The organism is Bacillus sp. 41-22 (assembly GCF_025809295.1).
GTDB lineage: Bacteria > Bacillota > Bacilli > Bacillales > Bacillaceae_G > Bacillus_A > Bacillus_A mycoides.
Genome location: NZ_CP084035.1, coordinates 4982881 through 5009006 on the forward strand (window position 1 = coordinate 4982881; position 26126 = coordinate 5009006).

At 36.7% G+C, this 26126-nt stretch carries 23 protein-coding genes and 1 pseudogene; 12 read left to right on the forward strand and 12 right to left on the reverse strand.

The features are described 5' to 3' along the window. Positions 1 to 118: 118 nt before the first annotated feature. The 5 genes and pseudogenes from LCF45_RS25715 to LCF45_RS25735 all read left to right on the forward strand — a co-directional run. Positions 119 to 986: pseudogene (locus LCF45_RS25715) on the forward strand (D-amino-acid transaminase); the annotation flags it as partial. Between the two features lie 233 nt (positions 987 to 1219). Beyond that, positions 1220 to 2947: a C40 family peptidase gene (locus tag LCF45_RS25720; RefSeq protein WP_002129976.1), complete on the forward strand. Its 1728-nt coding sequence runs from the start codon at positions 1220 to 1222 to the stop codon at positions 2945 to 2947. Between the two features lie 362 nt (positions 2948 to 3309). Next, positions 3310 to 4521 carry a NupC/NupG family nucleoside CNT transporter gene (locus LCF45_RS25725; protein WP_002016182.1) on the forward strand — a complete coding sequence of 404 codons (1212 nt, stop codon included), beginning with the start codon at positions 3310 to 3312 and terminating at the stop codon, positions 4519 to 4521. Between the two features lie 261 nt (positions 4522 to 4782). Beyond that, entirely contained in the window at positions 4783 to 5538 is a 756-nt protein-coding gene (locus LCF45_RS25730) for a diguanylate cyclase domain-containing protein (RefSeq protein ID WP_078203611.1), read from the forward strand. Then, complete coding sequence (locus tag LCF45_RS25735; RefSeq protein ID WP_078203610.1) at positions 5535 to 6836, forward strand: glycosyltransferase family 2 protein; 1302 nt, start codon at positions 5535 to 5537, stop codon at positions 6834 to 6836. The genes LCF45_RS25730 and LCF45_RS25735 overlap by 4 nt, the downstream gene beginning before the upstream one ends. Before the next feature lie 153 nt (positions 6837 to 6989). Here the strand turns inward: LCF45_RS25735 and LCF45_RS25740 are convergent, their stop codons facing one another. Further along, positions 6990 to 7124: a hypothetical protein gene (locus LCF45_RS25740; RefSeq protein ID WP_002034792.1), complete on the reverse strand. Its 135-nt coding sequence runs from the start codon at positions 7122 to 7124 to the stop codon at positions 6990 to 6992. A 306-nt stretch (positions 7125 to 7430) separates the two neighbouring features. Further along, on the reverse strand, positions 7431 to 8945 hold the full coding sequence (locus LCF45_RS25745) for a glycine betaine transporter OpuD (protein WP_002129983.1): 1515 nt from the start codon (positions 8943 to 8945) through the stop codon (positions 7431 to 7433). Positions 8946 to 9622: 677 nt separating this feature from the next. Between LCF45_RS25745 and LCF45_RS25750 the strand changes: the two genes are divergently transcribed. Both LCF45_RS25750 and LCF45_RS25755 read left to right on the forward strand, forming a co-directional pair. Continuing rightward, on the forward strand, positions 9623 to 10501 hold the full coding sequence (locus tag LCF45_RS25750; protein WP_002129985.1) for a cell wall-binding protein EntA: 879 nt from the start codon (positions 9623 to 9625) through the stop codon (positions 10499 to 10501). Between the two features lie 85 nt (positions 10502 to 10586). Continuing rightward, positions 10587 to 10889: a DUF3910 family protein gene (locus LCF45_RS25755; protein WP_002016266.1), complete on the forward strand. Its 303-nt coding sequence runs from the start codon at positions 10587 to 10589 to the stop codon at positions 10887 to 10889. A 194-nt stretch (positions 10890 to 11083) separates the two neighbouring features. Here the strand turns inward: LCF45_RS25755 and LCF45_RS25760 are convergent, their stop codons facing one another. From LCF45_RS25760 to LCF45_RS25770, 3 genes are read right to left on the reverse strand one after another with little or no spacing between them, the layout of a single operon-like run. After that, positions 11084 to 12463 carry a zinc ribbon domain-containing protein gene (locus tag LCF45_RS25760; protein WP_263894363.1) on the reverse strand — a complete coding sequence of 460 codons (1380 nt, stop codon included), beginning with the start codon at positions 12461 to 12463 and terminating at the stop codon, positions 11084 to 11086. A 13-nt stretch (positions 12464 to 12476) separates the two neighbouring features. Next, positions 12477 to 14030, reverse strand: a complete 1554-nt coding sequence (locus LCF45_RS25765; RefSeq protein WP_263894364.1) for a hypothetical protein — start codon at positions 14028 to 14030, stop codon at positions 12477 to 12479. A gap of 5 nt (positions 14031 to 14035) precedes the next feature. Then, positions 14036 to 14524: a zinc ribbon domain-containing protein gene (locus LCF45_RS25770; protein WP_002034798.1), complete on the reverse strand. Its 489-nt coding sequence runs from the start codon at positions 14522 to 14524 to the stop codon at positions 14036 to 14038. A gap of 158 nt (positions 14525 to 14682) precedes the next feature. Here LCF45_RS25770 and LCF45_RS25775 point away from each other — a divergent pair, with 158 nt between their 5' ends. Together LCF45_RS25775 and LCF45_RS25780 are read left to right on the forward strand one after the other, a co-directional pair. Then, complete coding sequence (locus LCF45_RS25775) at positions 14683 to 16302, forward strand: SWIM zinc finger family protein (protein ID WP_002129991.1); 1620 nt, start codon at positions 14683 to 14685, stop codon at positions 16300 to 16302. Further along, positions 16286 to 19042 (forward strand): DEAD/DEAH box helicase, encoded by a 2757-nt coding sequence (locus LCF45_RS25780; protein ID WP_078206540.1) that lies wholly within the window; start codon positions 16286 to 16288, stop codon positions 19040 to 19042. Before LCF45_RS25775 ends, LCF45_RS25780 begins: the two co-directional genes overlap by 17 nt. Before the next feature lie 99 nt (positions 19043 to 19141). Here the strand turns inward: LCF45_RS25780 and LCF45_RS25785 are convergent, their stop codons facing one another. Further along, positions 19142 to 19627, reverse strand: coding sequence for a VanZ family protein (locus LCF45_RS25785; protein WP_002068432.1), 486 nt, complete (start codon positions 19625 to 19627; stop codon positions 19142 to 19144). 111 nt (positions 19628 to 19738) lie between these two features. Here LCF45_RS25785 and LCF45_RS25790 point away from each other — a divergent pair, with 111 nt between their 5' ends. Beyond that, positions 19739 to 19963 carry a DUF1659 domain-containing protein gene (locus LCF45_RS25790; RefSeq protein ID WP_078206541.1) on the forward strand — a complete coding sequence of 75 codons (225 nt, stop codon included), beginning with the start codon at positions 19739 to 19741 and terminating at the stop codon, positions 19961 to 19963. A 21-nt stretch (positions 19964 to 19984) separates the two neighbouring features. Next, a complete protein-coding gene (locus tag LCF45_RS25795) occupies positions 19985 to 20200 on the forward strand; it encodes a DUF2922 domain-containing protein (RefSeq protein WP_002034804.1) in 216 nt (71 codons plus the stop codon). A gap of 20 nt (positions 20201 to 20220) precedes the next feature. Here the strand turns inward: LCF45_RS25795 and LCF45_RS25800 are convergent, their stop codons facing one another. After that, positions 20221 to 20619: a DUF4359 domain-containing protein gene (locus LCF45_RS25800; protein WP_002034805.1), complete on the reverse strand. Its 399-nt coding sequence runs from the start codon at positions 20617 to 20619 to the stop codon at positions 20221 to 20223. Between the two features lie 195 nt (positions 20620 to 20814). Here LCF45_RS25800 and LCF45_RS25805 point away from each other — a divergent pair, with 195 nt between their 5' ends. Continuing rightward, positions 20815 to 21291, forward strand: coding sequence for a competence protein ComK (locus LCF45_RS25805; protein WP_254841771.1), 477 nt, complete (start codon positions 20815 to 20817; stop codon positions 21289 to 21291). Positions 21292 to 21374: 83 nt separating this feature from the next. Here LCF45_RS25805 and LCF45_RS25810 read toward each other — a convergent pair whose 3' ends face one another. The 5 genes from LCF45_RS25810 to LCF45_RS25830 form a co-directional block, all read right to left on the reverse strand. Beyond that, a complete protein-coding gene (locus tag LCF45_RS25810) occupies positions 21375 to 21845 on the reverse strand; it encodes a sigma-70 family RNA polymerase sigma factor (RefSeq protein ID WP_078206542.1) in 471 nt (156 codons plus the stop codon). A gap of 217 nt (positions 21846 to 22062) precedes the next feature. After that, positions 22063 to 22743, reverse strand: a complete 681-nt coding sequence (locus tag LCF45_RS25815) for a YknW family membrane protein (RefSeq protein WP_061688705.1) — start codon at positions 22741 to 22743, stop codon at positions 22063 to 22065. Positions 22744 to 22870: 127 nt separating this feature from the next. Continuing rightward, positions 22871 to 24070: an ABC transporter permease gene (locus LCF45_RS25820; protein WP_078206543.1), complete on the reverse strand. Its 1200-nt coding sequence runs from the start codon at positions 24068 to 24070 to the stop codon at positions 22871 to 22873. Then, on the reverse strand, positions 24067 to 24747 hold the full coding sequence (locus tag LCF45_RS25825; protein WP_078206544.1) for an ABC transporter ATP-binding protein: 681 nt from the start codon (positions 24745 to 24747) through the stop codon (positions 24067 to 24069). The genes LCF45_RS25820 and LCF45_RS25825 overlap by 4 nt, the downstream gene beginning before the upstream one ends. After that, positions 24744 to 25928 (reverse strand): efflux RND transporter periplasmic adaptor subunit, encoded by a 1185-nt coding sequence (locus tag LCF45_RS25830; RefSeq protein ID WP_263894366.1) that lies wholly within the window; start codon positions 25926 to 25928, stop codon positions 24744 to 24746. Before LCF45_RS25830 ends, LCF45_RS25825 begins: the two co-directional genes overlap by 4 nt. Positions 25929 to 26126: the final 198 nt, after the last annotated feature.

Here is a 26126-nt window from a genome sequence, read left to right on the forward strand (position 1 = left end):
AATGCAGGATAAATCACCACTACTTCTCTGTGATTTACAAAATACATATACGTCATATGTATAGAATTGCTTACATAAAAATTACTATAGTGATTTTTATTCATGTACTAACGAAAGGATGGGACGAAAATTGGCATACGAAAGATTTGTACTATGGAATGATGCAGTTATTGATACAACAAAACATCGCGCGTACATAGAACTTGAAGAAAGAGGTTTACAATTTGGTGATGGCGTCTATGAAGTTATTCGCCTTTATAACGGAAACTTTCACTTATTAGACCCACATTTAACAAGATTATATCGATCCCTTGAAGAAATAGAATTATCACTTCCTTTCTCAAAAGCCGAACTCATCATCTTACTCTACAAATTAATTGAAAACAATAATTTCCACGAAGACGGAACAATTTACTTACAAGTATCTCGTGGTGTACAAGCTCGAGCACATGCATTTTCATATGACATATCTCCGACAATCTATGCTTATATTTCAAAAAAAGAAAGACCATCTTTATGGATTGAATACGGTGTACGTGCTATATCAGAACCTGATACACGCTGGCTCCGCTGTGATATTAAATCGTTAAATTTATTACCAAATGTATTAGCTTATACGAAAGCTGAACGCAAAGGTTGTAAAGAAGCACTTCTCGTACGAAATGGTATTGTAACTGAAGGTAGCCACTCTAACTTCTTTCTTATAAAAAACGGAACACTGTATACGCATCCAGCCAATCACCTTATTTTAAACGGCATTATTCGTCAGTACGTCCTTTCTTTAGCTAACACTCTTCAACTTCCTGTAAAGGAAGAGCTTTTCAGCGTTCGCGATGTTTATCAAGCAGATGAATGCTTCTTTACGGGAACGACTATTGAAATTTTACCGATGACCCATCTCGATGGAACTGCGATTCAAGATGGTCAAGTTGGCCCTATCACCAAAATTACTACAAAGGTCATTTTCTCAAAGCCTTTTAAAATCCATCCAACAGCACATCTTCCTAAATACGAATAATCTTCTCATTTTCCACATCAAATATATGTATTTAAATGGAAATCAAGGTGCAGATTTATACCTTGATTTTTTTTTTGTAACCTTTTTGTCATATTCAGATTACCACATAAGTCTTGACAGTAATCGACATGCTCTTTAGAATTTTTAACAGTTGGTAAATATTTCTTCACTACATTACAGACAGAAAGGAATCGACAAATTATGAAAAAATACCTTGCCGGTCTTGCGGCAGTGTCTGTAGCAGGAGGAGCAGCCCCTACACTTGATAGCGTTCAAGCTGCCCCTGAACAAAATACACAAAAAGCTGCTACACAAACTGTCCAAGCTTCCGCATCAAACAATTCATCATATACGGTGAATGCTAGCGTACTACACGTTCGTGCAGGATCAAGTACTTCTCACGACGTCATCTCTCGCGTTTATAATGGTCAATCATTAAACGTAATTGGAGAAGAAAATGGTTGGTTCAAAATTAACGTTAATGGACAAACTGGTTTTGTTAGTGGCGAGTTTGTATCAAAAAACGGAGCAACGAATAACAATGTAAGCACAGGTGGAAACAATAAAGTTACTGCTGATGTATTACGTGTACGTACAGCTCCTAACACTTCTAGTTCTGTTTCAGGACGTGTATATGAAGGACAAACTTTAAACGTAATTGGAGAAGAAAATGGTTGGGTGAAAATCAACCATAACGGACAAACTGGTTATGTTAGTAGCCAATTTGTATCAGGCGCTTCTTCAAATACTGGCTCTACAAGCAATAACAACAATAGTAACAATGAAGCAACTGTTCAACCAGCAAGTGGAAACTATACAGTAAATGTATCTTCCCTTCGCGTTCGTACAGGTCCTAGCACTTCTCATCCAACTGTAGGTTCTGTTAAACAAGGACAAGTAGTACAAGTTGTAGGCGAAGTTCAAGATTGGTTCAAAATCAATTACGCGGGACAAACTGCTTACTTAAGCAAGGACTACGTAACAAAAGGCGGTTCTAACGAAAACGTCACTCAAGGTAACAACCAAGAGCAAAATAATAATGGAACTGTTCAAACTGGTGGTACTTACGTTGTTAACGCAACATCTCTACGTGTTCGTACAGGCCCTGCAGCTTACCATAGTGTAATTGGCGGCGTGTTAAATGGTACAACATTAAACGTAGTTGGATCTGAAAACGGCTGGTTTAAAGTAAACTACCAAGGAAAAACAGGCTATGTTAGTAGCGAATTTGTAAAATTCGTTAAAGGTGGCACAGCTACTCCTGAACAGCCAAAACAACCTGATCAAGGTGCAATTGGCGACTACTACATTAATGCTTCTGCACTAAATGTACGTAGCGGCGAAGGTACAAATTATAGAATCATAGGCGCACTCCCACAAGGACAGAAGGTTCAAGTAATCTCTGAAAACTCTGGATGGAGCAAAATTAACTACAACGGTCAAACTGGTTACATCGGAACACGTTTCCTATCTAAAACACCAGTTGGTGGCGCAGTAGATAATAAGCCTAACGACAACCAAAATAACAATCAAAATAATAACAACAATAATAATACTAATAATAGCGGTGACAGTTCTTCTCTACTTGCATACGCGAAATCTATGCAAGGCGTACCATACGTTTGGGGCGGTACTTCTGCTAATGGTGTTGACTGCAGTGGTTACATCTACCACGTATTTAAGAAATTTGGTCATAACATTAGCCGCCAAAGTGTTGCTGGATATTGGAGCAGCTTACCACAAACTTCAAGTCCACAACCTGGAGACTTAATTTATTTCAAAGATACTTATAAAGCAGGTCCTTCTCACATGGGTATCTACCTTGGCGGGGGATCATTCATCCAATCCGGAGATAAAGGTGTAGCAATCGCTTCATTAAACAACTCTTATTGGAAAAGCCATTTCTTAGGGTATACGAAAGCACCTTAAGTTATAGTTTCAGAGCCTTCTAGTTTACTAGAAGGCTCTTTTTAAAAGACTCAACATAGTAATCCCCTTTCATTCTCTCTACGAAAAAATTATGCGTTCATTCTCCTATTTCATACACTATATTCTATTGAAATTGCCCAAAACGTTATCATAATGAATATATTTCAACAAAAAACATAACCTATTTCATGTCTATTCATTTTATATGTGTTTTTTCAAAGAATTTTCTTTTTATTTAAACTTTTCGTTAGACGTTTGACCTCCGATGTCCATTATGATAAGTTACTTAAGATGTTATATTCGCAAAAGTATAGACAACTGGTTTATACACTTTTTTACTATGAGGAAGGAGCATACACTGCATGAATGTTTTATGGGGAATTGGCGGCGTGATTGGAGTATTAGCAATTGCTTTCTTACTATCTTCTAACCGCAAAGCTATTAATTGGCGCACAATTTTAATCGCGCTAGCATTACAAATGACATTTTCATTTATCGTATTGCGATGGGATGCTGGAAAAGCAGGCTTAAAAGTTGCTGCTGACGGCGTTCAAGGATTAATTAATTTTTCTTACGAGGGAATTAGGTTCGTTGCTGGGGATTTAGTCAACGCAAAAGGCCCTTGGGGATTTGTTTTCGTTATTCAAGCACTACTTCCAATTGTATTTATTAGTTCATTAGTTGCAATCTTATATTACTTAGGTATTATGCAGAAATTTGTTAGTATCGTTGGTGGTGCATTAAGTAAACTTCTTGGAACTTCTAAGGCAGAAAGCTTAAATGCAGTAACAACTGTATTTTTAGGACAAACAGAAGCACCAATTTTAATTAAACCATACTTAGCACGTTTAACTAACAGTGAATTCTTCACTATTATGGTAAGTGGTATGACAGCTGTTGCCGGATCGGTTCTTGTCGGATATGCAGCAATGGGAATTCCATTAGAACATTTATTAGCAGCAGCAATTATGGCAGCTCCATCAAGTTTATTAATCGCAAAACTAATTATGCCAGAAACAGAAAAAGTAGATAATAACGTTCAACTTTCAACAGAGCGTGAAGACGCAAACGTTATCGATGCAGCTGCACGCGGTGCATCTGAAGGTATACAACTTGTTATTAACGTAGCTGCAATGCTAATGGCCTTCATTGCATTAATCGCTTTATTAAATGGCTTATTAGGATGGGTTGGTTCTTGGTTCGATATTAAACTTAGCCTTGATTTAATCTTCGGTTACTTATTATCACCATTTGCAATCTTAATCGGGGTTTCTCCAGGTGAAGCTATCCAAGCAGCAAGCTTTATCGGTCAAAAACTTGCAATCAACGAATTCGTTGCATACGCAAACTTAGGACCACACATGGCAGAGTTCTCTGCAAAAACAAATATGATTTTAACATTTGCAATCTGTGGTTTTGCAAACTTCTCTTCTATCGCAATTCAATTAGGTGTAACAGGAACGTTAGCTCCTACTCGCCGTAAACAAATTGCACAATTAGGGATTAAAGCAGTTATCGCTGGTACACTAGCGAACTTCTTAAACGCAGCAGTCGCAGGTATGATGTTCCTATAATTTTATATAAAACCTCCTCTTTTTAAAGAGGAGGTTTTTTTATATACTTTAAATATAATTTTCATATATATTAAATCCTTCATGTCTAGATGTATAGATGATATGTTACAATAATTAGTATGTCTGTTTATTTTTTCTTATAAAAGAGGGATACTACTTGATGTATCTCGCCCCAAAAAACTTCCAGCTACATGGTCATTTCTTAATAATTGTGCATACTACAAATATCCAGCACGAATTATTTTTAAGGAGGAAAGTTTCGTGAAAGATAAGTCCTATAAAGTCCTCTCTATGTGGATTTTACAAATTTTATTTTATTTTATTACTGTACATGTGACGAAATATGAGCACGCGCTCATTTTTACAATTATATATGTCATCATAAATGTACTATTCCTATTTTTACCTGATAAAACAGCATTTATTTTCTTCATACTGGGAACAATCATTTCAGTATTCTATTTATTTTATCAAGCGTGGCTTCACTTATGGAGTACATCAGATCAATGGGAATATATTATTACCCACTTCCTGATGGCAGCTAACTTCTTCATTGTTTATATTTCAACCCATCTATTAAAAAAGGTTATCCTTAAAAATAAAGAGTTAACTGAACGGGTAAGAGTGCTTGAGCAATACATTGGAGAATCAAAATTATTAACAAGACAAGAATTCGAAAGACGACAAGCTTTATTAACAACTGCGATGAATCGTCGTAATGAAACAGGCATTATCATTTTCTTTGATTTCACTTCCTTTAGTAAATATACGAAGGAAAGTGTCATGGATCGTGTAGCTTCATTATTAGTTGATACAGTCAGAGCTGACTTTGACCTTGCTGCTGAATATGACAGCAACACATTAGTTATTTTATTACAAAATACAAATGAAGCCGGTGCTGACATTGTAATGAACCGTCTACATCCAAAAATGGCACAATGGCTTGCTGCTGAAGCAATTCAAGATATTAAAATAAAACGAGAACAAATCAATGCAAAGGGACATATCACATTATGATGACACTCGTTATGCTTCTTTTATTTATTTTGTTTTGTGTACTTGTTTTCTGGATCAGCATCACATTTTCAATTAAATATGTATTGATTTTTACCGCCTTTCTATTCTCTGCTTTACTCGTTTATTACTCTTTCTTAACAATTGCGGGCTTAATTCATCGAAATAGTAAACGAAAAGATCGTACGCTAGAACATTATCCAAGTGTAGATATTTTAATACCTGCCCATAATGAAGGCGTCGTTATTAAAGATACATTAGAAGCAATGGCAAAGATTGAATACCCAGGCAAACTAAACGTTTATTTATTAAACGATAACTCTCAAGATGAAACACCTGAAATTGGCGATGATTTCGACAAAGCTTATGCTCATATTCATCACATTCGTGTACCACCTGGCGAACCGAAAGGAAAATCGCGTGTATTAAACTACGGCCTTAGCATTTCGGATGGTGAATATTTCTGTGTTTACGATGCAGATAATCAACCTGAACCACATGCACTGCGAATGCTCGTAGAACATGCTGAAACAACAAAGGATGCCGTTGGAGCAGTTGGACACGTTCGTACAGTAAATGAGAAAAGAAACTGGCTTACACGTATGATTTCATTAGAATTTCAGATTTTCCAGCTCCTTATGCAATCTGGACGCTGGCTATTATTCCAAACAGGTTCACTAACCGGAACAAACATGCTTCTTCGTCGTTCCGCATTAGAAGAGCTTGGCGGCTATGATCCTTATGCAATTGCAGAGGATGCTGAATTAACATTAAGAATTACCCAAAAGGGCTATCTCTTACCAATCGTCCCGGAATCGATTACATGGGAACAAGAACCTGAACATTTAAAAATTCTTATAAAACAGCGGACACGTTGGCTTCAAGGAAACTTATACATTTTAGAAAAAATGTTTTCTTCATTAAGCTTTTTTAAAGGGAAACTTCTCGTCCATTCCTTACAACAAGTTTTAGTGTATGTCGTATTTTGGCTATTCCTAATCATTTCAAACGTTTGGTTTATAATTGGACTGCTCGGCATATTTCAAATTCAATATAGCATTCCATTACTATTTATGTGGTATGTCGCATATATTACATATGTTTCTCAATTGTTTAGTGCTCAGAGCGTCGAACGAACCTTTACACCGACCAATATTTTCATAAGCGTCATTATGTACTTTACGTACGCACAGCTCTTTACGTATTTGTTTATTCGCAGTCTCATTCTTTACTTACGTGCAAAGAGCAAGAAACAAGTAATTGGTTGGGATAAAACAGTACGATTTAAAAAAGAAAAATAGATTTCATTAAAAAATAAGCACAGAGCGCCGTATGCTCTGTGCTTATTTTTTACCGTAATACTATATATCAGACAATACCCCTTAGCTGAAAGTTATTTCACGTCCATCCCCCAACGAACGATCGACCTTCATTTATATACGAAAAAGTGATTGCTATTTTTGTAGAACCAATTGCTTCTCTTTATGCTCTTTACGAGTTTCAGTCTTTGGTTCCGTGCTTTCTTGGACATTTCGATGTGCCACACGTTTCAAACAAATATGCTTCCACTTTCTTTCGTAACGTTTCATTATCCTAGTTGTCCCCCTTGAATGCGCTTTAAAACTATTTGAAATCGCTTACAGGAAATAATATAGCACATATACAGAAAAGTGACAACACATTTCCGACATATTTTTGTCAAAAATATGAATATAACGTGTAAAATATCAGATATTGTCGAACTATATCGATTTTTCTTTTTAAATTACCGATATCTATAGTATTCCGTAACAAAGTAATGCTTTTCCTACAATAGTATAGAACAGTGAAAAAGGACTGCCGACATTCGACAGTCCTAATACTATTTATATATACAGAATTTTTTTCTTCTATTATTAATGTTGTTTCATACGTCCTTCTTTTTGCAACTCTTTAAATAGTGCTGCAATCATAAAGAAAATAACAAATACGAACGGGAAGGCCGCAATAATCGACGCAGTTTGCAGCGCCTCTAATCCTCCGACATACAATAAGATCGAAGCTAACGCCGCTAGAACAATACCCCAAACCATTTTAATACGATTTGGTGGGTTTAAGCTACCATGTGTCGTTAACATCGCTAGAACAAACGTAGCAGAGTCTGCCGATGTAATAAAGAATGTTGAAATAAGTAAAATAGCTAACACACATAAAGCCGGTCCTATACTACCCATTTGGTCTAACATAGCAAACAATCCTACTTCTGTGCCCATTTCTTTAATTTGTCCATATATATTTGCACCATCAAATAGCTCCATGTGAATACCTGTTCCTCCGAAAACAGAGAACCAAAGCGCACCAATTACTGTTGGTACGAGTAACACACCAACAACAAATTCACGAATTGTACGCCCGCGTGACACACGAGCAATAAACGTACCTACGAATGGTGACCATGCAATCCACCATGCCCAGTAGAAAATTGTCCATGACTGAATCCATTGATTTCCGCCTTCATTTAATGGACTTAAACGGAAACTCATACTTGGCAATTCTTGAATGTATGAACCGATTGTTGAAGTGAAATAATTCATAATAAAGTTTGTTGGACCTGCAAATAATACAATTATCATAAGTGCAAACGCTAAAATAATATTCGCATTACTTAAATATTTAATTCCTTTATCGAGTCCCGTTTGCGCAGATAGCATATAAAGAACAGTTACAATTCCGATGATTACTAGCTGTGTCGGTAATGAGTTTGGAATAGATGTTAAATAACTAACACCACCCGCAATTTGCTTTGCCCCAAGTCCTAATGATGTCGCCACACCAAATACTGTCGCAAATACAGCTAGAACATCAAACATATGGGCAATACGGCCATGTTCACCACCTTTAAATAGCGGACCGACCGCCGCACTAATTGTACTTGCTCTTCCTTTTCTAAATGTAAAATACGCAATACATAATGCTACAAGTGCATATAATCCCCACGGATGTAATCCCCAATGGAAAAATGAGAAACGAAGTGCAAGGCGTGCACTCTCTTCAGTCGCACTCTCTCCAAACGGAGGTGTGTATAAATGGTTCATCGGTTCTGCGACACCCCAGAAAACCAAACCGATTCCCATACCGGCACTAAATAACATAGCAAACCATGTCATATAACTATAATCAGGTTCATCATCATCTTTACCTAAACGAATCGAACCGTACTTAGAAACAATTAAGAAAATAGCAATTCCTAAGAAAATAGAAACAGAAATAATATAGAACCATCCAAACTTACTAACTAACGCAGCTTGAATTACAGTCGTTACATTTCCTAAGCTACCTTTTCCAATAATAGATTCGGGAATAATCCCCCAAAGTGTAAATGCAATACATAATGTTAATGAGACAATAAATGTTTTCGTCAGTTTCCTCATCAAATCCCCCTTCGTATGTTTCATTTCTTGTGAAAATCATAAATTCCGATATGTTAAATCGGATAGAAAACCATAGTTTTTTGTGGTGATTTTCTTTCGGCTCTCTCAAGTTTGCCTTCACCAATTAGAGTTCTTATGGACAGCCTTACCTTCCGTACAACCTTTCCACTCTGCAAGAGCTACAAGATTGGAATACTACTGTCAAATTGTGTGAGAAAAATGCGGATGGGAAGAGATTTTCCCAAAAAAGGATGTGTTACAGTTTTAAAAAAGGGCAGATTTATTCTTTACAACCCTTTCTTCTTGTAACAATTATGCGGTTTTTTGCTAGTATATAGCGCGTGTTTATAACTTCACAAACGAGATGTTTATGTTTATATAACTATATTACCCATAAAACGGTAAAATACTCAAGGAATGTAACTGTATAGTAATCATTATGTAATGCCCCTGTAATATTTTTATTTACACCGAAAAAAATATGTTGTATTAAATATTTTGAATATAACTAGAAACCTACTAATTATATGGAATGAAAAACGCTTTCCTCTCATTCTAGCTATATTACAAAGTGTTAACGACTTATTACGAATGGTTTGTAATTGTGTGTTTTCCCAAAATCCGAAAAAATCTGTTGCTATAATGAGGACACGAAAACAAACGCAATGGAGGCTATCATGAAAAAATTAATTGGAATAGCAACAGCAGCAGTTTTTGGTCTTGGGATTTTCACCGCATCTGCTAATGCAGAAACTGTTGTAAAAACAGACGTACTAAACGTACGAGAAAACCCTACTACTGAATCAAAAGTTGTCGGTAAATTACAGAATGGTCATAAATTAGATGTTCTAAATACAGAAAACGGATGGTCACAAATCAAATTAGATGGTAAAGACGCATTCGTAAGTGCAGAGTTTACAAAGAACTCTTACTATGTAACAGCTAACGTATTAAATGTACGTGCTGAAGCGAACACAAACTCAGAAATTCTTGGAACGCTTAAGAAAGACGATATGATCGAAACAACGAACCAAGTACAAAATGAGTGGTTACAATTTGAATATAACGGGAAAACAGCTTATGTTCACGTTCCTTTCTTAACAGGTACAGCACCTGTTATCGAGAAACAAGAACAACCTGCTCCTGCTAAAACTGTAGCACCAGCTAAAGCTCAAGCACCTGCAGCACAAGCAAAACCAGCTGCTAAGCCTGCTGTGAAAGCTGCTGAGACTAGCACACCTTCTGGTGGTCGTGAGTTAACAGTTGTAGCTACAGCATATACAGCTCACCCAAGTGAAAACGGTGGCACATACGGCGGCCGTGTATTAACTGCAATGGGTCATGACTTAACAGCGAACCCAAACATGAAAATGATCGCTGTTGACCCGAAAGTAATCCCATTAGGATCTAAAGTATGGGTAGAAGGTTACGGAGAAGCTATCGCTGGAGATACTGGCGGTGCAATTAAAGGTAACCGTATCGACATCCTACTTGGATCAGATAGCGCTGCTCAAAAATGGGGACGCAAAACTGTTAAAGTGAAAATTTTAAAATAACCAATGACTGCTAAATTACAGCCGGTTCTCTTTATTGAGAGCTGGCTTTTATTTTTTATATAATGCATATAAGGAGGTGACGTCCATGAATTTACAAGCTAAGGTAGACTGGGTCGGTACACCAAAGCCGTACATATATAAAGATGATGTAACATATGATGCAATCGCAATTGACTTCTCACTAACAAACGATGACAATCGCTATAAATTAATTGTGCTCAAGTCTGAAGAAAATACACATTACAAACTCGTACAATACGGAATAAAACCAGGCTCTCAAAAACCATTCCCTATTGATATTCCATTCGAGCAAGAAATGCTACCGCTCATAAAGCAAATATTAAATGATCCATATGTAGAAGCGATATTAAAGGAAGCCCGCTTCTAATTGCAAAAAAGGATATCACCTAGTAGGATTTTCCAACTAGGTGATATCCTTTTTACTTTCCCTTCATGAACACGAGTAGAGAAAATTATATCAACGGTTCAACATGGAATATCGATTTACCGATAAAGATTGACAATAGCGGCAAGCTACCTAAAGAAAGAGGCTGTTCAAAATTGAACAGCCTCTTTCTTATATTAACGAGTCGGACCAGATACTTCCTCTGATTTCAGCGTATTATTCGCTCCAAGAGAATGGTACAATATCTTTCCATTTCCGTTAACAGTAACGATATGGTCATTATTAAAGCTCTTGAATTTTACAGAGCCGTCACCGTAACGAATATGATATTCTTCATATGTCGTTACTTTATATTTCGTCGCACTTTGACGTTCTACATTGCGAATATTCATTGTCAATAAATCTTCTGTAATTCCTTTTTTGTGTAGATATTGTAAGTAATCACGGTCTTCCTTATACGATTTCCCGCTCTTATCATAATCATTTTCAATTAAACTAAAATCGTTTAATGCAATTGCACGTACGTTATTATAAATATGATTTTGTACAAAATCTCCAACCGCTGAACTAGAAGCTTCTTTTGGGAACTTTAAGTAATATGTACTTTGATCTCCAACTTTAATACTTTGAGATTTCATCACACCAAATTCAGCGTTTTTCTCCAAATGTACTTCTACCGTTTCATCCGTCGGTACAGGACCAAGTTTATAACTTCCGTAATTTAACTTTCCGCGTTTCTTGCCATTAACAAATACCGTTGCATCGTTTTCATCAGACGAAATGGTTACATAATTTCCTTCAAGTGATAAATTCACTTCTACTGTCCCATTCTTTTCATCTGCTAAATCCACTTCTTTTTCTGTCTCTAATTCAGCAAGTTCCGTCTTCGCCTTTGCCTTTACAACATAAGCACCCGGGAAGTATGGACCTAATTCTTTCGAAGTTTTGTCACTAGAAAGCTCTGTTTCTTTTTTATCATTCACATATATTTCAGCATTCTTTGCAGTTGTGCTAACATTCATGTAATACGACTTCATGCTGAACTTATACTTCGGATACAAGAACCATTCTTTCCCGTCTTCTATAATTTTCCCATCTTTAAAAGATGCTTTATCACTTGCTAACTTTTGATCTACTGTCTCTCTTTGCAAATATGATAACAGTTCTTTATTATAAGAAGGATTCTCTTTTAAATAACGGATATACGCCTTAATATCTTCTGTCTTAACCTTTAAGGTTGGATCGTCTACTTTCAAAATCTCATCGATTGCATTCACATCTTTATTTTGGAATGCTTCAATCATTGCATTTACTTGCTTTTCCTTCGAAAACTTGCTCGCACCGAATTTATATGCGCCAAACAAAATAGCAAAAACAATGACAAAACCTATAAGTAAAAACATGTTCTTCTTACTTTTCACTGACTTTGTTTCTCTCCGCATTTCTGAGTGAGAAGAAGCTGTTTGATCAGCAATTTCTTCTACTTTACTTCCGCAATCAGGACAAAAGTTCAAATGATCCGCAACTTGTTTATTGCATGTTCCACAAAACTTCAAGTATTTCTCCCCCTTATTTTTTTACTAATTTCATACCCGCGAATGTTAATACGTAAGAAATAAGAAAACTACCTACTATTAAATATAGCGTGTTACTTTGAATAGATAATATCGGTCCAGAAATTCCAGCGAACTCCTTCATAATTTCCTTACTTCCTGAAGCTGTAATATGAATTTTTGCTAATCCATTTACACAAAGCATCGTCACTGTATAAACAGCGCTAAACACTGCTATAGTTACGTACATATTTCGCATACGATATTGAGCCAATTTCATTCCAGCCCTAACTAGTAGAATACATGGTAGAAGAATTAATAATCCCCACCAATGTAAATATGAATTAAAATCATCAATATCTTTTATACGATCAGCACTAGCACCATTAGCGATTTCCAGGTCTTTTAAAGACGTACCCTGTATTGATATGCCTGACATATACGATACATGCAGCGGCCCTTTTTCGACTGAATATCTATGCATTTCTCTCTCCATATTCCCCCACTCAATTTCAGTTGGAGAAAGGTGGGCCATATTCCACATGAAAGGTGTTGCTTCTAAAGAAAGTAATACTTTATACGCCTTCTCTGGAAAATCAATTGGACCCATTGATTTTGAACTACTAAATAAAATCGTAATAAGTATAATACCAAATGTAATAAGTAGTCCTTTCAAAACAGTCACTATACTATAATAAATAGACGTTACATACGGGACAAACTGACTAGTAGAAGAAAGCATACGATGTGGTCCTGCTTCAATACTCATACCAATAAAGCTGAATAATAGGCCAAATATAATACCAAACAATAAACTAACAACATGAGAATATACAACATCAATAGTCATCGTTTGATAGAAATAAGAAATAGATGTAGAAGAACTTGCCATAAAGCTTACAATACATAAGAAAATACCGTATATCATGCCAATTACACATGATGTCATGAACTTCTCTCGCCAACTAATTGAAGGTTTTTTTCTTTCAATAAAAAATCCACTTCCACCTAATATAAGTGCCGGAATAGTTACCAAGATGAATAATGGCATATGAAGAAGGAATGACATCGTGTATGCCCCGCTCCCGCTAATTTCAATACCTATTAAATGACACATTAAAATTAATGGTGCTATACCAATAAATGATTGATTAATGGTATTCATATTCAACATACCATCCGTATTTCTAACCGCTGTCTCCACTACATCATTTATAGCAGAATCTATTATTAAACTGCCAATGAAGCCTGCAATGAACATACATACAATTGCAAAAGCACCACCGAATAATCCTTTTTTCAGCATACTTCCTGATGCATTTACATGTAATTGCGCTCCTGCATTTGGTAATTTCATGTTCGATTCTTTTTGGGCAACTCCTAATAAAGAATCACCGCATTTCTCACAATATGTAGCATATTCTTTACTTTCCTGTCCACATGTTCGGCAATACTTCGAAGATTGCGGGACTAACATAACATGGCTATCTATACTATCCGTACTTGAGCCGTCATGTGTACAATAGTTTACTGCCTCCGGCTGTTCTAAACCGCAAATTTTACAATACATGTTCCTCACTCCTTACTTTGCTTCATACCACATGCTGGACAGAATGTAGCTTCCGTTGCAATTTGTTCACCACATGAAGAACATGCTTCTTTTTCAATATTTTTTGATTGAAGGAGTAACTCATTTTCTTTACCGCACTGCCCGCAAAATTTATCATTTAATGATAATGGACCACCGCAACTACACTGTCCTTTTTGTTCTTGTCTCTGTAAATTAGAAATTTGTCTGCGCGTGTTATAAATAGCAACATCAAGCTCTTGCACTGGTGCTACAATAGCTTTCAACAAATCTATTCGAACTTCATCATCACGAAGTTGCATATATACCGTTTGACCAAGTTCAAGTAAAATTTCAGTTTTTTCTTGTAACTTCTCTTGTGTAATCTTCTTTAATTGCGCCATTTCCTGTGCTACTTGCAACTTCATCTTGCCTTGCTCAATTCCCTCTTGCAACTTATTCATGCCATTACCAAACTTCGATTGTAAATCTGACAAACAAATTCTCTCCTTTTAATTACATAGTAATATACAAAATTAACATTATATATATTACCATGATTTTCTAATTGTGTAATTAGAATTTCATTTTTTCTGTTTTGAGCATTTTTTGTTTATAATGGTAAAGGAAAGAAATCTGTGTACGGAGGAATATTATGCTGCAAGACTCAATTACGAAAGATGAAATTATGATGATTGCGAATGAGTTCGTTCAAGGGCTTGATCCACAGCAAGTTGCTGATCAAGAGCATGTCGCTACAGCTCGGCAACTATATCGTAGTGGTGTTGTCTATAACGTTGACTTTGATGGCTATACGCTATCCGGAACTGTAAATGCTGAAGGCAGTGTATATAGTGTTCACATTCCGATTCGTAATGTCACTGAAAGCTATTGCGATTGCTTCGCGCCAACGCAATGTCAGCATATGCTTGCTGTGTTACTATCTGCAGCTTCTAGTTTTGGGCAAGTAGGAGATGTATTAACTTTATTCAAAAATAATACAAAACCTTCTCTTCCTCCTATTCGAACTGCACGACAAGTATTGCAATCATCAGCTTTTGAAGAAATGGATTATAAAAGTTGGCAAACATACTTTGAAAATGAATATGAATCATTTAAAAAAGAACAAGCGCGGCTCACTTATAAACAAATGTATTTTCTTATGAGTCTTTTTACAGACTTCTATACAAAATTAGAACGGAAAGCTCCGCGCATCGTTGCTATTCATGAATTATTTAAGTTGCACGCGGCACTTTATTGCTTTCAAAAATTATTAGAAGAAATTCAAGAATTTGAAGCAAACAAACTATATTCTTATCACCAACCAGTTAACGTCGTTCGCCTATTCGTTGATAAAGTTGAATCTACCGTTAGGGACCTAAAAACAGAGGCGATTCCAGAAGAATCCAAACCGATTTTAGAAGAAACAGCGCGGCTCATACATGAATCATTCTTCTCTACCGATGCCTATACACAAGAGCGATTCTTCATTTATCGTCACGTATGGGGTGAACTGTTAAGAACAGAGGAGCAGCTACAAGAAGAAAAAAAACGAATCGATACTAAAATCAATCCGCTTTCCAAAGCATTAGCATCTTCTCACCTGCTCTTTTTAAACGGTGAAGATGTATCGGCAATGGAATTACTGGAAAAACAGCCTTCTTCTGTTGTGAGCCTTTACTTCTATTGGTTAGAAGAGTTATTAAGTGCGATGGAGTGGGACCGCGGGAAAGATTGGCTTTCCTTTACTTATAAACAAGTAAAAGAAACGATAACGGAACAAGAAAATACCGTCTTCATACAAGATATCGTTCGATTATTTGTGATGATGTATGAGACATATGCAACACATACGAATGAACAAGCGGGATTAGAAATGATTTTACAAGAACTATTACCGTATAGTTTCACAAATTATGAACAATATGTACTTGCGAAGAAACAATACCATGCATGGACGGAACTTCAGCTCTTATATGGATTCGAAGTAATCGAACTTTTGAAAGAACCATTGAAAGATATTGAAAAAGAAGCGCCAGAAGCAGCACTTCCTCTTTATCACCATGCCGCAATGGAAGCAATTGAAGAGCGAAATCGCAAATCATATAAACGTGCCGTTCGTTACTTAAAGAAATTACGTATGCTTTATAAACGACTGAAGCGAACTGATGAATGGGATGCTTTCATTATTCATATCGCTAACTTACATTCACGTCTGCGTGCACTACAAGAGGAATTACGGAGAGGAAAATTAATCGATGATCATACAAACTGAAGTAACAATTAGGCTCCAGCACGTTAGTCAAGGTTGGTTCCTTTGGGGAGAAGATGATAGCGGTACGCTCTTATCCGTAGCAACTTGGAAAAAAAATGCATTCGCATGGCACTCTACTTCTTTCTACGGAACGTTTTTAAAAGAAGCAACGTATGAGGGAAAACAAGGCGTTATGTTAACGAATGCACAGGCATTTGAATACATCGCAAATAAACCGATGAATTCATTTGCAAATATGCAAATGAACGGTCCTATTACGGCACTTACAAAGGACGCAAGTGAATTATGGGACGCTTTCGTCAGCGGCGGCTTCGCACCTGACATGAAGCATTGGTCTCAGCAGCCATCTTGGAAAGTTCAGAATACCTCAATTGAAGATGACATGTTAGCATCTCTTTTCTCTGCCGCTGTGAACGAAAGTATTTTGCAAGATGCTCGCTCAAATGACGGATGGGAAGATGCAAAGAGACTATACGAACATTACGACTTTACGAAAAGGCAATTGGAAGCAGCACTACATGAAGAGGATTGGCTTCGAAAAATTGGTTACATTGAAGATGACCTTCCATTTACAGTCGGCTTAAGACTACAAGAACCGCAAGAAGAACTTGAAATGTGGAAGCTTGAAACAATCGTTACACCAAAACGTGGTGCACATCGCATATATGTATATGAAAGTATCGATTCCTTACCAAAACGATGGCACGATTACGAAGAACGGATCCTTGAAACACAAGAAGGATTCAGTAAGCTCGTACCGTGGCTAAAAGAGGACGACAAGTTCCGAGAAGAACTCTTTGAAACGGAAGCTTGGAACTTCTTAACCGAAGCAAGTAATGAATTACTGGCAGCAGGTATTACAATTTTACTACCATCATGGTGGCAAAATTTAAAAGCAACAAAACCGAGGTTGCGTGTACAGCTGAAGCAAAGTACAGCACAAACACAGTCTTTCTTCGGCATGAATACGCTCGTTAATTTCGACTGGCGCATTTCAACGGACGGAATTGATTTATCAGAAAGCGAATTTTTTGAACTCGTTGAACAAAACAAACGTCTTTTCAATTTAAATGGTCAATGGATGAGACTTGATCCTGCCTTTATTGAAGAAGTAAAAAAACTAATGCACCGTGCCGATAAATATGGACTTGAAATGAAAGATGTGTTGCAGCAACATTTATCTAATACGGCAGAAACAGAAATTGTAGAAGACGATAGTCCGTTTACCGATATTGAAATCGAACTAGATGGATATTACGAAGAGCTTTTCCAAAAACTTCTGCACATTGGAGATATTCCAAACGTAGATGTACCATCTTCGCTACAAGCAACACTCCGCCCGTATCAACAACACGGTGTTGAGTGGTTGCTATACTTACGAAAGCTTGGATTTGGAGCATTATTAGCCGATGATATGGGACTCGGAAAAAGTATTCAAACGATAACTTACTTACTATACGCTAAAGAAAACAATCTCCAAACAGGTCCTGCATTAATTGTGGCACCAACATCAGTCCTTGGAAATTGGCAAAAAGAATTTGAGCGTTTCGCACCAAGCTTACGTGTTCAGTTACACTATGGAAGTAACCGATCTAAGGATGAGTCATTTAAAGATTTTCTTCAATCAGCAGATGTTATATTAACTTCTTATGCATTAGCTCAGCTTGATGAAGAAGAACTTAGTACGTTATGCTGGGACGCTGTTATTTTAGACGAAGCACAAAATATAAAAAACCCACATACGAAACAGTCGAAAGCAGTAAGAAACCTACAAGCAAATCACAAAATTGCTTTAACCGGTACACCGATGGAAAACCGACTTGCTGAGCTTTGGTCTATTTTCGACTTTATCAATCACGGGTATCTCGGAAGCTTAGGACAATTCCAGCGCCGCTTCGTCACACCGATTGAAAAGGACCGCGATGAAGGAAAAATCCAGCAAGTTCAGCGGTTTATCTCGCCGTTTTTACTGCGTCGTACGAAGAAAGATCAAACGGTCGCATTAAACTTACCAGATAAACAAGAACAGAAAGCTTATTGTCCACTAACTGGCGAACAAGCTTCCTTATATGAACAACTTGTTCAAGATACATTACAAAATGTAGAAGGATTAAGCGGAATTGAAAGACGCGGATTTATATTACTTATGCTGAACAAGCTAAAACAAATTTGTAATCACCCAGCCCTTTATTTGAAAGAAGAAGAACCACAAAATATCGTCGAGCGCTCTATGAAAACAAAAACGGTAATGGAGCTCATCGAAAATATAAAAGACCAAAATGAAAGTTGCTTAATCTTCACTCAGTACATTGGCATGGGGAACATGCTAAAAAGTATGTTAGAAGAAACATTCGGTCAGCGCGTCCTCTTCTTAAACGGGAGCGTACCGAAGAAAGAGCGTGACAAGATGATTGAGCAGTTCCAAAACGGAACGTATGACATCTTCATCTTATCGTTAAAGGCCGGCGGAACAGGATTAAACTTAACCGCCGCCAACCATGTCATTCACTATGACCGTTGGTGGAATCCAGCTGTAGAAAACCAAGCAACAGACCGTGCTTATCGCATCGGTCAAAAACGCTTCGTTCACGTTCATAAGCTTATTACAACGGGAACACTTGAAGAGAAGATTGATGAAATGTTAGAACGAAAACAATCATTAAACAACGCCGTCATTACAAGCGATAGTTGGATGACCGAACTATCAACCGACGAACTAAAAGAATTACTTGGCGTATAAAGTGAAGGCTTTTACGGGCAGTTAATGCGGGATAAGATGGATGTTTCTATTCCCACAAATAGCGGGATAAATGAAAAAGGAGCAAATCTCTAACTGAGATTAGCTCCTTTTTCTATGCCAAAACCAATTGCTTATTATAATTCCTGTTAACCCGCCGCACGTATCAAGCAATGAATCTTGCCACATCGGTGTACGGTCTCCTGTAAACCATTGATGAATTTCATCAAATGTTGCATACCCCGCAACGAAAAGGAGGGCGTATGCAAAGCACCTTTTTCTCGAATAACCCGATCGATGAAAAGCATAATACGTCAATGAACCGAGCATAAAGAACACCATAAAATGAGCACCTTTACGAAGGAAAAACTCAACAAATCCACCTACACCTTTATTTGCGATACTAACAGGTGTACCTCCCCCATAATCGATAGATACCCATGAAAAATGCTCTTTCACAAACTCAACATTTATATATTGCTCAATATCCGAGCGCATATCCTGTTTTTTATATGGCTGTGCTGAAGAATAGAAAATAATCCCCATCCATAGTAATACAGGAATCCAAAATAACCATTTACGATTCATTCTCCCGAAAACCCCTCTCTTAGTCTTTTAAGAGTACCAAAAAAAAGAAAAAATTTCACGCCAAAACATGACATTTACACCCTATTTATAAAGTGAAAGGGGGTGATAAACATGGCAGTTGAAACAATCGTAATGGATTTAACTTTACGCCTTGTATTAAACGGAGGATTAGACAAAAACGGTAAAACAGTTTTTAAGAACAAACAATTCAAACGTGTGAAAACAAATGCAGATTTAGGAAAAGTACATGAAGTAGCACGTGCTCTTGCTTCACTACAACAATCATCACTTCACGCTGTACAACTTATAAGCACGTCAGATCTTTCTAATCTATAATTAAAAAGGAGGGAATAAAGCATGCAAGTACTAGAGTTAATTTTTGTGAAAGAAGATGGAAAAACAGTTGCCTTTTCTATCGAAAATCCCATCACACCAGTAAATGAACTAGTCGTAAATCAAGTAATGGATACCATTCTTTCTTCATCTGTATTTTCGTCAATTAGTGAAAATACTCGTAAAAAAGGGGCTCGCCTCATAGAAAAAAACGTATCTGAAGTTCAAATCACTCCGTAAATCAAAAAGACGAATCTGCATTATTTTGCAGATTCGTCTTTTTTCTTCGGCATTTCAATTGGAATAAAGATGTTTGAAAAACCAACACAAACATACTTATAATTCTCTCCGCCTAAATCAAACTCTGTCGTATATGTTGAGAAGAAAATATAATCATTTCGCTTTGTATAATGCTCAATTAATAATCCAACTTGTGGTTCAACATACTTATTTGCTAATTTCTTTCCCGCCGATGCTAAGTCGCCAAGTATACCCTCTTTGTTTTCTTTCTCAACCTCTTCTAGCTTCTTACTCACATCATTACGCTTCATAAATTGTTTTGCTGCCCAATCCGTATATTCTCCCTTACCCGGATTACTGTTTGCTAAATAAACTAAGAGAACAACAGCTAGAGCCATAATAATATACTTTTTCTTCATGCTATATCACCGCCTACTCTTTTCTATTTTCATATATATGTACAAGCGATGCAAATTAGAAAGACTATCATCTATTGATTGTAAACGAACCGTAAAAATTTACAATACGAAACAAAAGATTAATAATAATTTTACATAATTCGTATATAATTATATTCAGAATAACAATTTTTTATAAGGGAGGATTTTAGAATCATGGATAATGAGAATGATATTTTTATTTCTAGTTCTACAATGATGCTCGAACCTTGCAAACACCCTTATTACCGGACAAAAATTATCGACAGTAGCGGAAACCCTCTGTACTCTTGCCAAACAGCTATCCAACTCATAAAGAAATCTTGTCTAACACATGTTCATTCTACTTATCAAGGTAGACGTCATGCAGTCCAAATAAACTTTAAGCTCAAACAAAATGTTCCAATTCCGATTAATCACAAAGAATATATTTGCGTTTTCCCAACAGAATCTCCTTCTTCTCCAAGCTGCATTTGGTTGTTCTATAACCATATAGATGAGATAGAGTTTTACAAAAAAACTAACAAAGCTAACATTCATTTTTTTAACGGAACTACCATAACAATACAAATAGGTTCTCATAAGTTACAGCAACAATTTTTCAAATCTGGACATGTATTATCCCGAATGAACATGAAAGATTCATTACCTTAAAAAACCTCTTGCCACATTTACTGCCTTAAAGTAAATAGAATGGAACGCAATATTTCCTTTGCCTTCCATTCTACTTATTATTCTTATCCCCTTACACTATCCCTCATTTTCTCAAGCGCTTGTCGATATACCCATCTCACTTGATAGTACGTCATCCCCATTTCAGAAGCTATCTCCCCCATATTTTTCCCTGTAAAAAATCGCTCTGAAATGATGTGCTTCTCCTTCTCATCTAACACACTCATAAAGTCCTTCGCTCTCGTTCCAGCATCTTCACACTCAAATCGTTCCTCATACTCGTCGGTGCATACATACCTCTCTTGCACTACGCATTCTTTCTTCAACCTTTCCAATATATAACCACGTACCGTTACCACCGCATAAGCAGGAAAACTCCCTTTCTCCTCCTCATACCTTTCATACGCATGCCAAAGACCAATTAAACCACATTGATAATACTCTTCATAATCTTGGTAAATATTTAACCTCTTTATTTGATTTACAATCATACCTTCATACAAAACAACCGTATCTGCAAAAGTCGCTGGCTTCACACAGTGCCCGTTTCTAAAAGGTATACCTCTTCAGTATTCCGCGGTACCTCTACAATATAAAATGAGAAAGGAAATTTCATTGTGGGTAATTTCAAATACTGCTGCCGTAATCTGAAATTACACTAGGCAGTATTTGAAATTCTAATAGGGGTATTTGAAATAGGGGTAAAAATAAAAAAGGTGACTCTCGGAAGAGTCACCTTTTCAAAACAACATGTTATGCGCCAAAATCAGAGAACATACCGCCTAACATACTAAAGCCAATTGTAAGGATAAAGAATATAGAAATTAAAATTATTGCTTGTTTTTTACTTAAACCAGCAACGATATGCAAGCCTAAGCCAGTTAAAATTAGGCTCCAAATGTTAAAGACTTCAAATGCAGAACCAATGCCATATGCAATTGTTCCTTGTTCAAATAAAGGCCCTAAACTTGTATATTTATCAGCGCCATTTCCACCAAGAATATATCCTAAAGCTACATTGAGAAGACTACCAACATAAAAGACAACATTGGCATATATATAAATAGATAATATCTTCATATATGGAGTATCATTGCTCATAAACATCATAATAACTTTATAAAATCCTGCTACCACAAAAAGACCAACAGCTGTTCCAACTAGACCTCCAAAAGCCCCAAATCCAAGTGTAGTCCATTTCATTATCCCCGTCGTATCATCCTTAACCAACTTCGCCAGCTCCGGAGTATTAAGTAATCCTAAATAAGCTACCGCTGCTGATAAGATTGTCCCCATTAAAAGAAATAAGAAAAATCCTCCCCAGACCGGGCTTTTCGTCTTCATTCTCTCAAACTGTAAACCAGGAGAAGTAATCATTCCAAATAATGATGGCTTCTCTCCTTCAACCTTTTGCGTATTCAAATTCGCTTCCATTATAACGCCTCCTTCTATTTATATAACCCGTTCTAACGGGCGGTTCACATCCTCATTTAGAGGCTACGAACCGCCCACTAGAACGGTAATGTGTAGTAGAGACTCCCTTCTCTACTACACTAATAATTTACTCATAACGAAGTGCTTCAATTGGATCTAATTTCGCAGCTTTGTTCGCTGGAATTAATCCGAAGATAATACCTAGTGTCATAGAGAACAATACTCCCCCAACGACAACTTCCCATGAAACGAGCGGTGGCCACTTCGCAAATGTGGAAACGATATATGCCCCGCCATACCCAAGACCAATTCCGATTAAACCACCTAGAAGCGTTAGCATAACTGCTTCAATTAAAAACTGTAATAAAATTTTACTACGTGTTGCTCCAAGCGCTTTACGCACTCCGATTTCACGCGTACGCTCCGTTACAGATACGAGCATGATGTTCATTACACCAATACCACCAACGACTAATGAAATACCAGCGATACCGCCGATGATCATCGTCATAATATTAGTCATTTTTGAAATACCTTCTTGAAGTTCTTTTAAATTCATAACCTCGTATTTACCAGTTGCATCACTCGGTTTACGACTATTTAAGACATCTGCAGCTTTTTTACCTGCTTTTTCTAAATTATCTACATTTTTCGCTTGAACAGAAATATTTTGAATTTCATCTTTTCCATACAGTGTCGGCCATAATGAAATTGGAACTAGTGCTTCTGATGGTCCCATTCCCATAAACTCGTTATCTGATTTGTAGACACCAATAATTTGCATCGGTTGACCTTTCATTTCAATAATTTTACCGACTGGATTGGCATCCTTAAACACCTTTTCTTCCATTTGTTTACTAATCATGACAACATTATTACCTTGATCCACATCTGATTCTTGTAAAGAACGTCCCTTTAACAACTTTACTTTATTTACTGCAAAGTACTCACTGTCTAATCCAGTAATATTCACCATTTCTATTTTATCTTCAATATCAAGTGGTTCCATACTTGAATTTGTTGTTACAACATGTGCGATATCTGGAATTTTTTTAATTTCAAAAATATCTTCTTCAGTTATCTTCGGTGCTTCTACCATCGCCATACCAAAAGGATCATTCATATCGGCACTATAATGAATCGGTACCGTTTGATTACCTGATCCAACAAATTGGGATTTCAGTGCAGCTTCCCCGCCTTGCCCAATCGCAACGACGGTAATAATAGAGCCTACACCGATAATAATCCCTAGCATCGTCAAAGCTGAGCGTAGTTTATGAGCTAAAATAGACGATAAGGCAATTTTCATACTATCTAGTAAACTCATACTGCACACCTTCTATCTTCTGTAACTTTCCCATCTCGCAGTACAATGCGACGGGAAGAATACGCTGCTACCTCTTCTTCATGCGTAACCATAACAATCGTCGTACCTTCTGCATTTAGCTTCGTGAAAATATCCATAACTTGTGCACCAGACTTCGTATCAAGCGCACCTGTCGGCTCATCGGCCATAATGAACGTTGGATTATTTGCAATCGATCTTGCGATAGCTACACGTTGCTTCTGTCCACCTGATAATTCACTAGGTAAATGGTCTACTCTATCTGATAATCCAACTTTTCCAAGCGCTTCAAGAGCTCTTTGACGACGCTCTGCTTTCTTCACTCCACCGTAGATGAGCGGAAGTTCAACGTTTTCCACTGCGGAAAGACGCGGCAGCAAATTAAAGTGCTGGAACACAAAGCCGATATATTCATTACGAATTAAAGCTAGTTTTGACTCGTCTGCTGTTAAGATATTCACATCATTCAACATATATTCACCTTCTGTTGGACGATCTAAACAACCGATAATATTCATAAGCGTTGATTTACCAGAACCAGACGGTCCCATAATAGAAACGAACTCACCGCTTTGAATTGTTAAACTAATACCATGTAAAATCGGCACTGCCAATTTTCCTTGATAATATGTTTTAGCAATATTATTTAACGTAATCATTTCTCTTTCACTTCCATTCCGTCATACACGTCGTCGGAAGGATTTTTAACCACCTTTTGCCCCACTGTTGCGCCTTCAACAATCTCTGTCCAGTCTCCATCAGTAGAACCTTTTTTCACATTTTGTTTACGAAGCTTTCCTTTCTCTTCAATATAAACAAATGCATCTTCGCCTTTTTCTACAATGCTCTTACTTGGAACAGCAATCATCGTCTTATTCTCTAAATTTACTTGTAAAGAAACGTGATAACCTGGAGATAAACCATCTTGGCTATCAAGACTTGCTTTATATGTATACTGAGACATATTTTGAGTTCCCTCGCCAGCAGCTTGAGCCATCTCTGCACTCGTTGGGAATTCGCTTACTTCCGTAATCTTACCTGTCCACTTCTTCTTATTATTTGCTTTCGCAGTTACAGTGAACGTTTGATCTTTTTGAATTTGTGACTTTTGAAGCTCTGTTAAAGTCCCTTGAACTTGGAATGGGTCTTTAGAAGCAACTTGTAAGAATGCTTTCCCTTGACCACCTAACGCTTGAGATGAACTTTGTGCTGCATCTTTATCTAACTTCTGTACAACACCAGCAAAATTACTATAAATCGTAAGTTCTTTCTGTTTTTTATTTAACTCTTCTTTTTGTAACTTTCCTTTTTCCTTCTCAAGGTCAGTTGTTTTTTGTGTCATTTCTAATTCACTTACTTGCTCTTCCATCGGGTCTGTTACTTCTTTCCCAGCCCCACTATCTTTTACCTTCTTAATTTCTTTCTTCAATGAATCAATCTTCTTTTTCCCTTGATCGTAACGCATATCAGCCATCTTCTGATCAAGATCAGCTTGCTTCATTTGAAGATTAATTTCTTCATTATCATAAGAGAATAATTTCGTTCCCTTTTCTACCTCTTGTCCTTCTTTCACCGCAATATCTTTCACTTTTCCTTTAGTCGGATCCGCATAAAAACTTTCAATATTCCCTGGCTTCACCTGACCAGAAATTAACTTCGTATTATTAAGCTTACGCTCTGTCACTTTCTCAAAGCTCACAGCATCAGTCGTCGCTGTACCTTTCTTCTTACCTTGCATAACAAAAATATTAACTGCTGCTACAATAACAATTAGTGCAATAACTCCGATAATAATCCATTTCTTCTTCTTGTTTGGAGTACGAACCGTATTAGGTAACATATTCTCTCTCCTTTTATATCTTAATAGTTTAATAGATATCCAATTGTATAAAACTTTCTGAAATTTATAACCCCACTTACATTGTTACACTCATTTTACAAAGTTTTACACAATCATTTATATTGTAACAAAAATACCAATGATTAGAAATATGACATTCTATCTTTTAAGATAGTTTTAAGGAAAAGAAAAATCCAA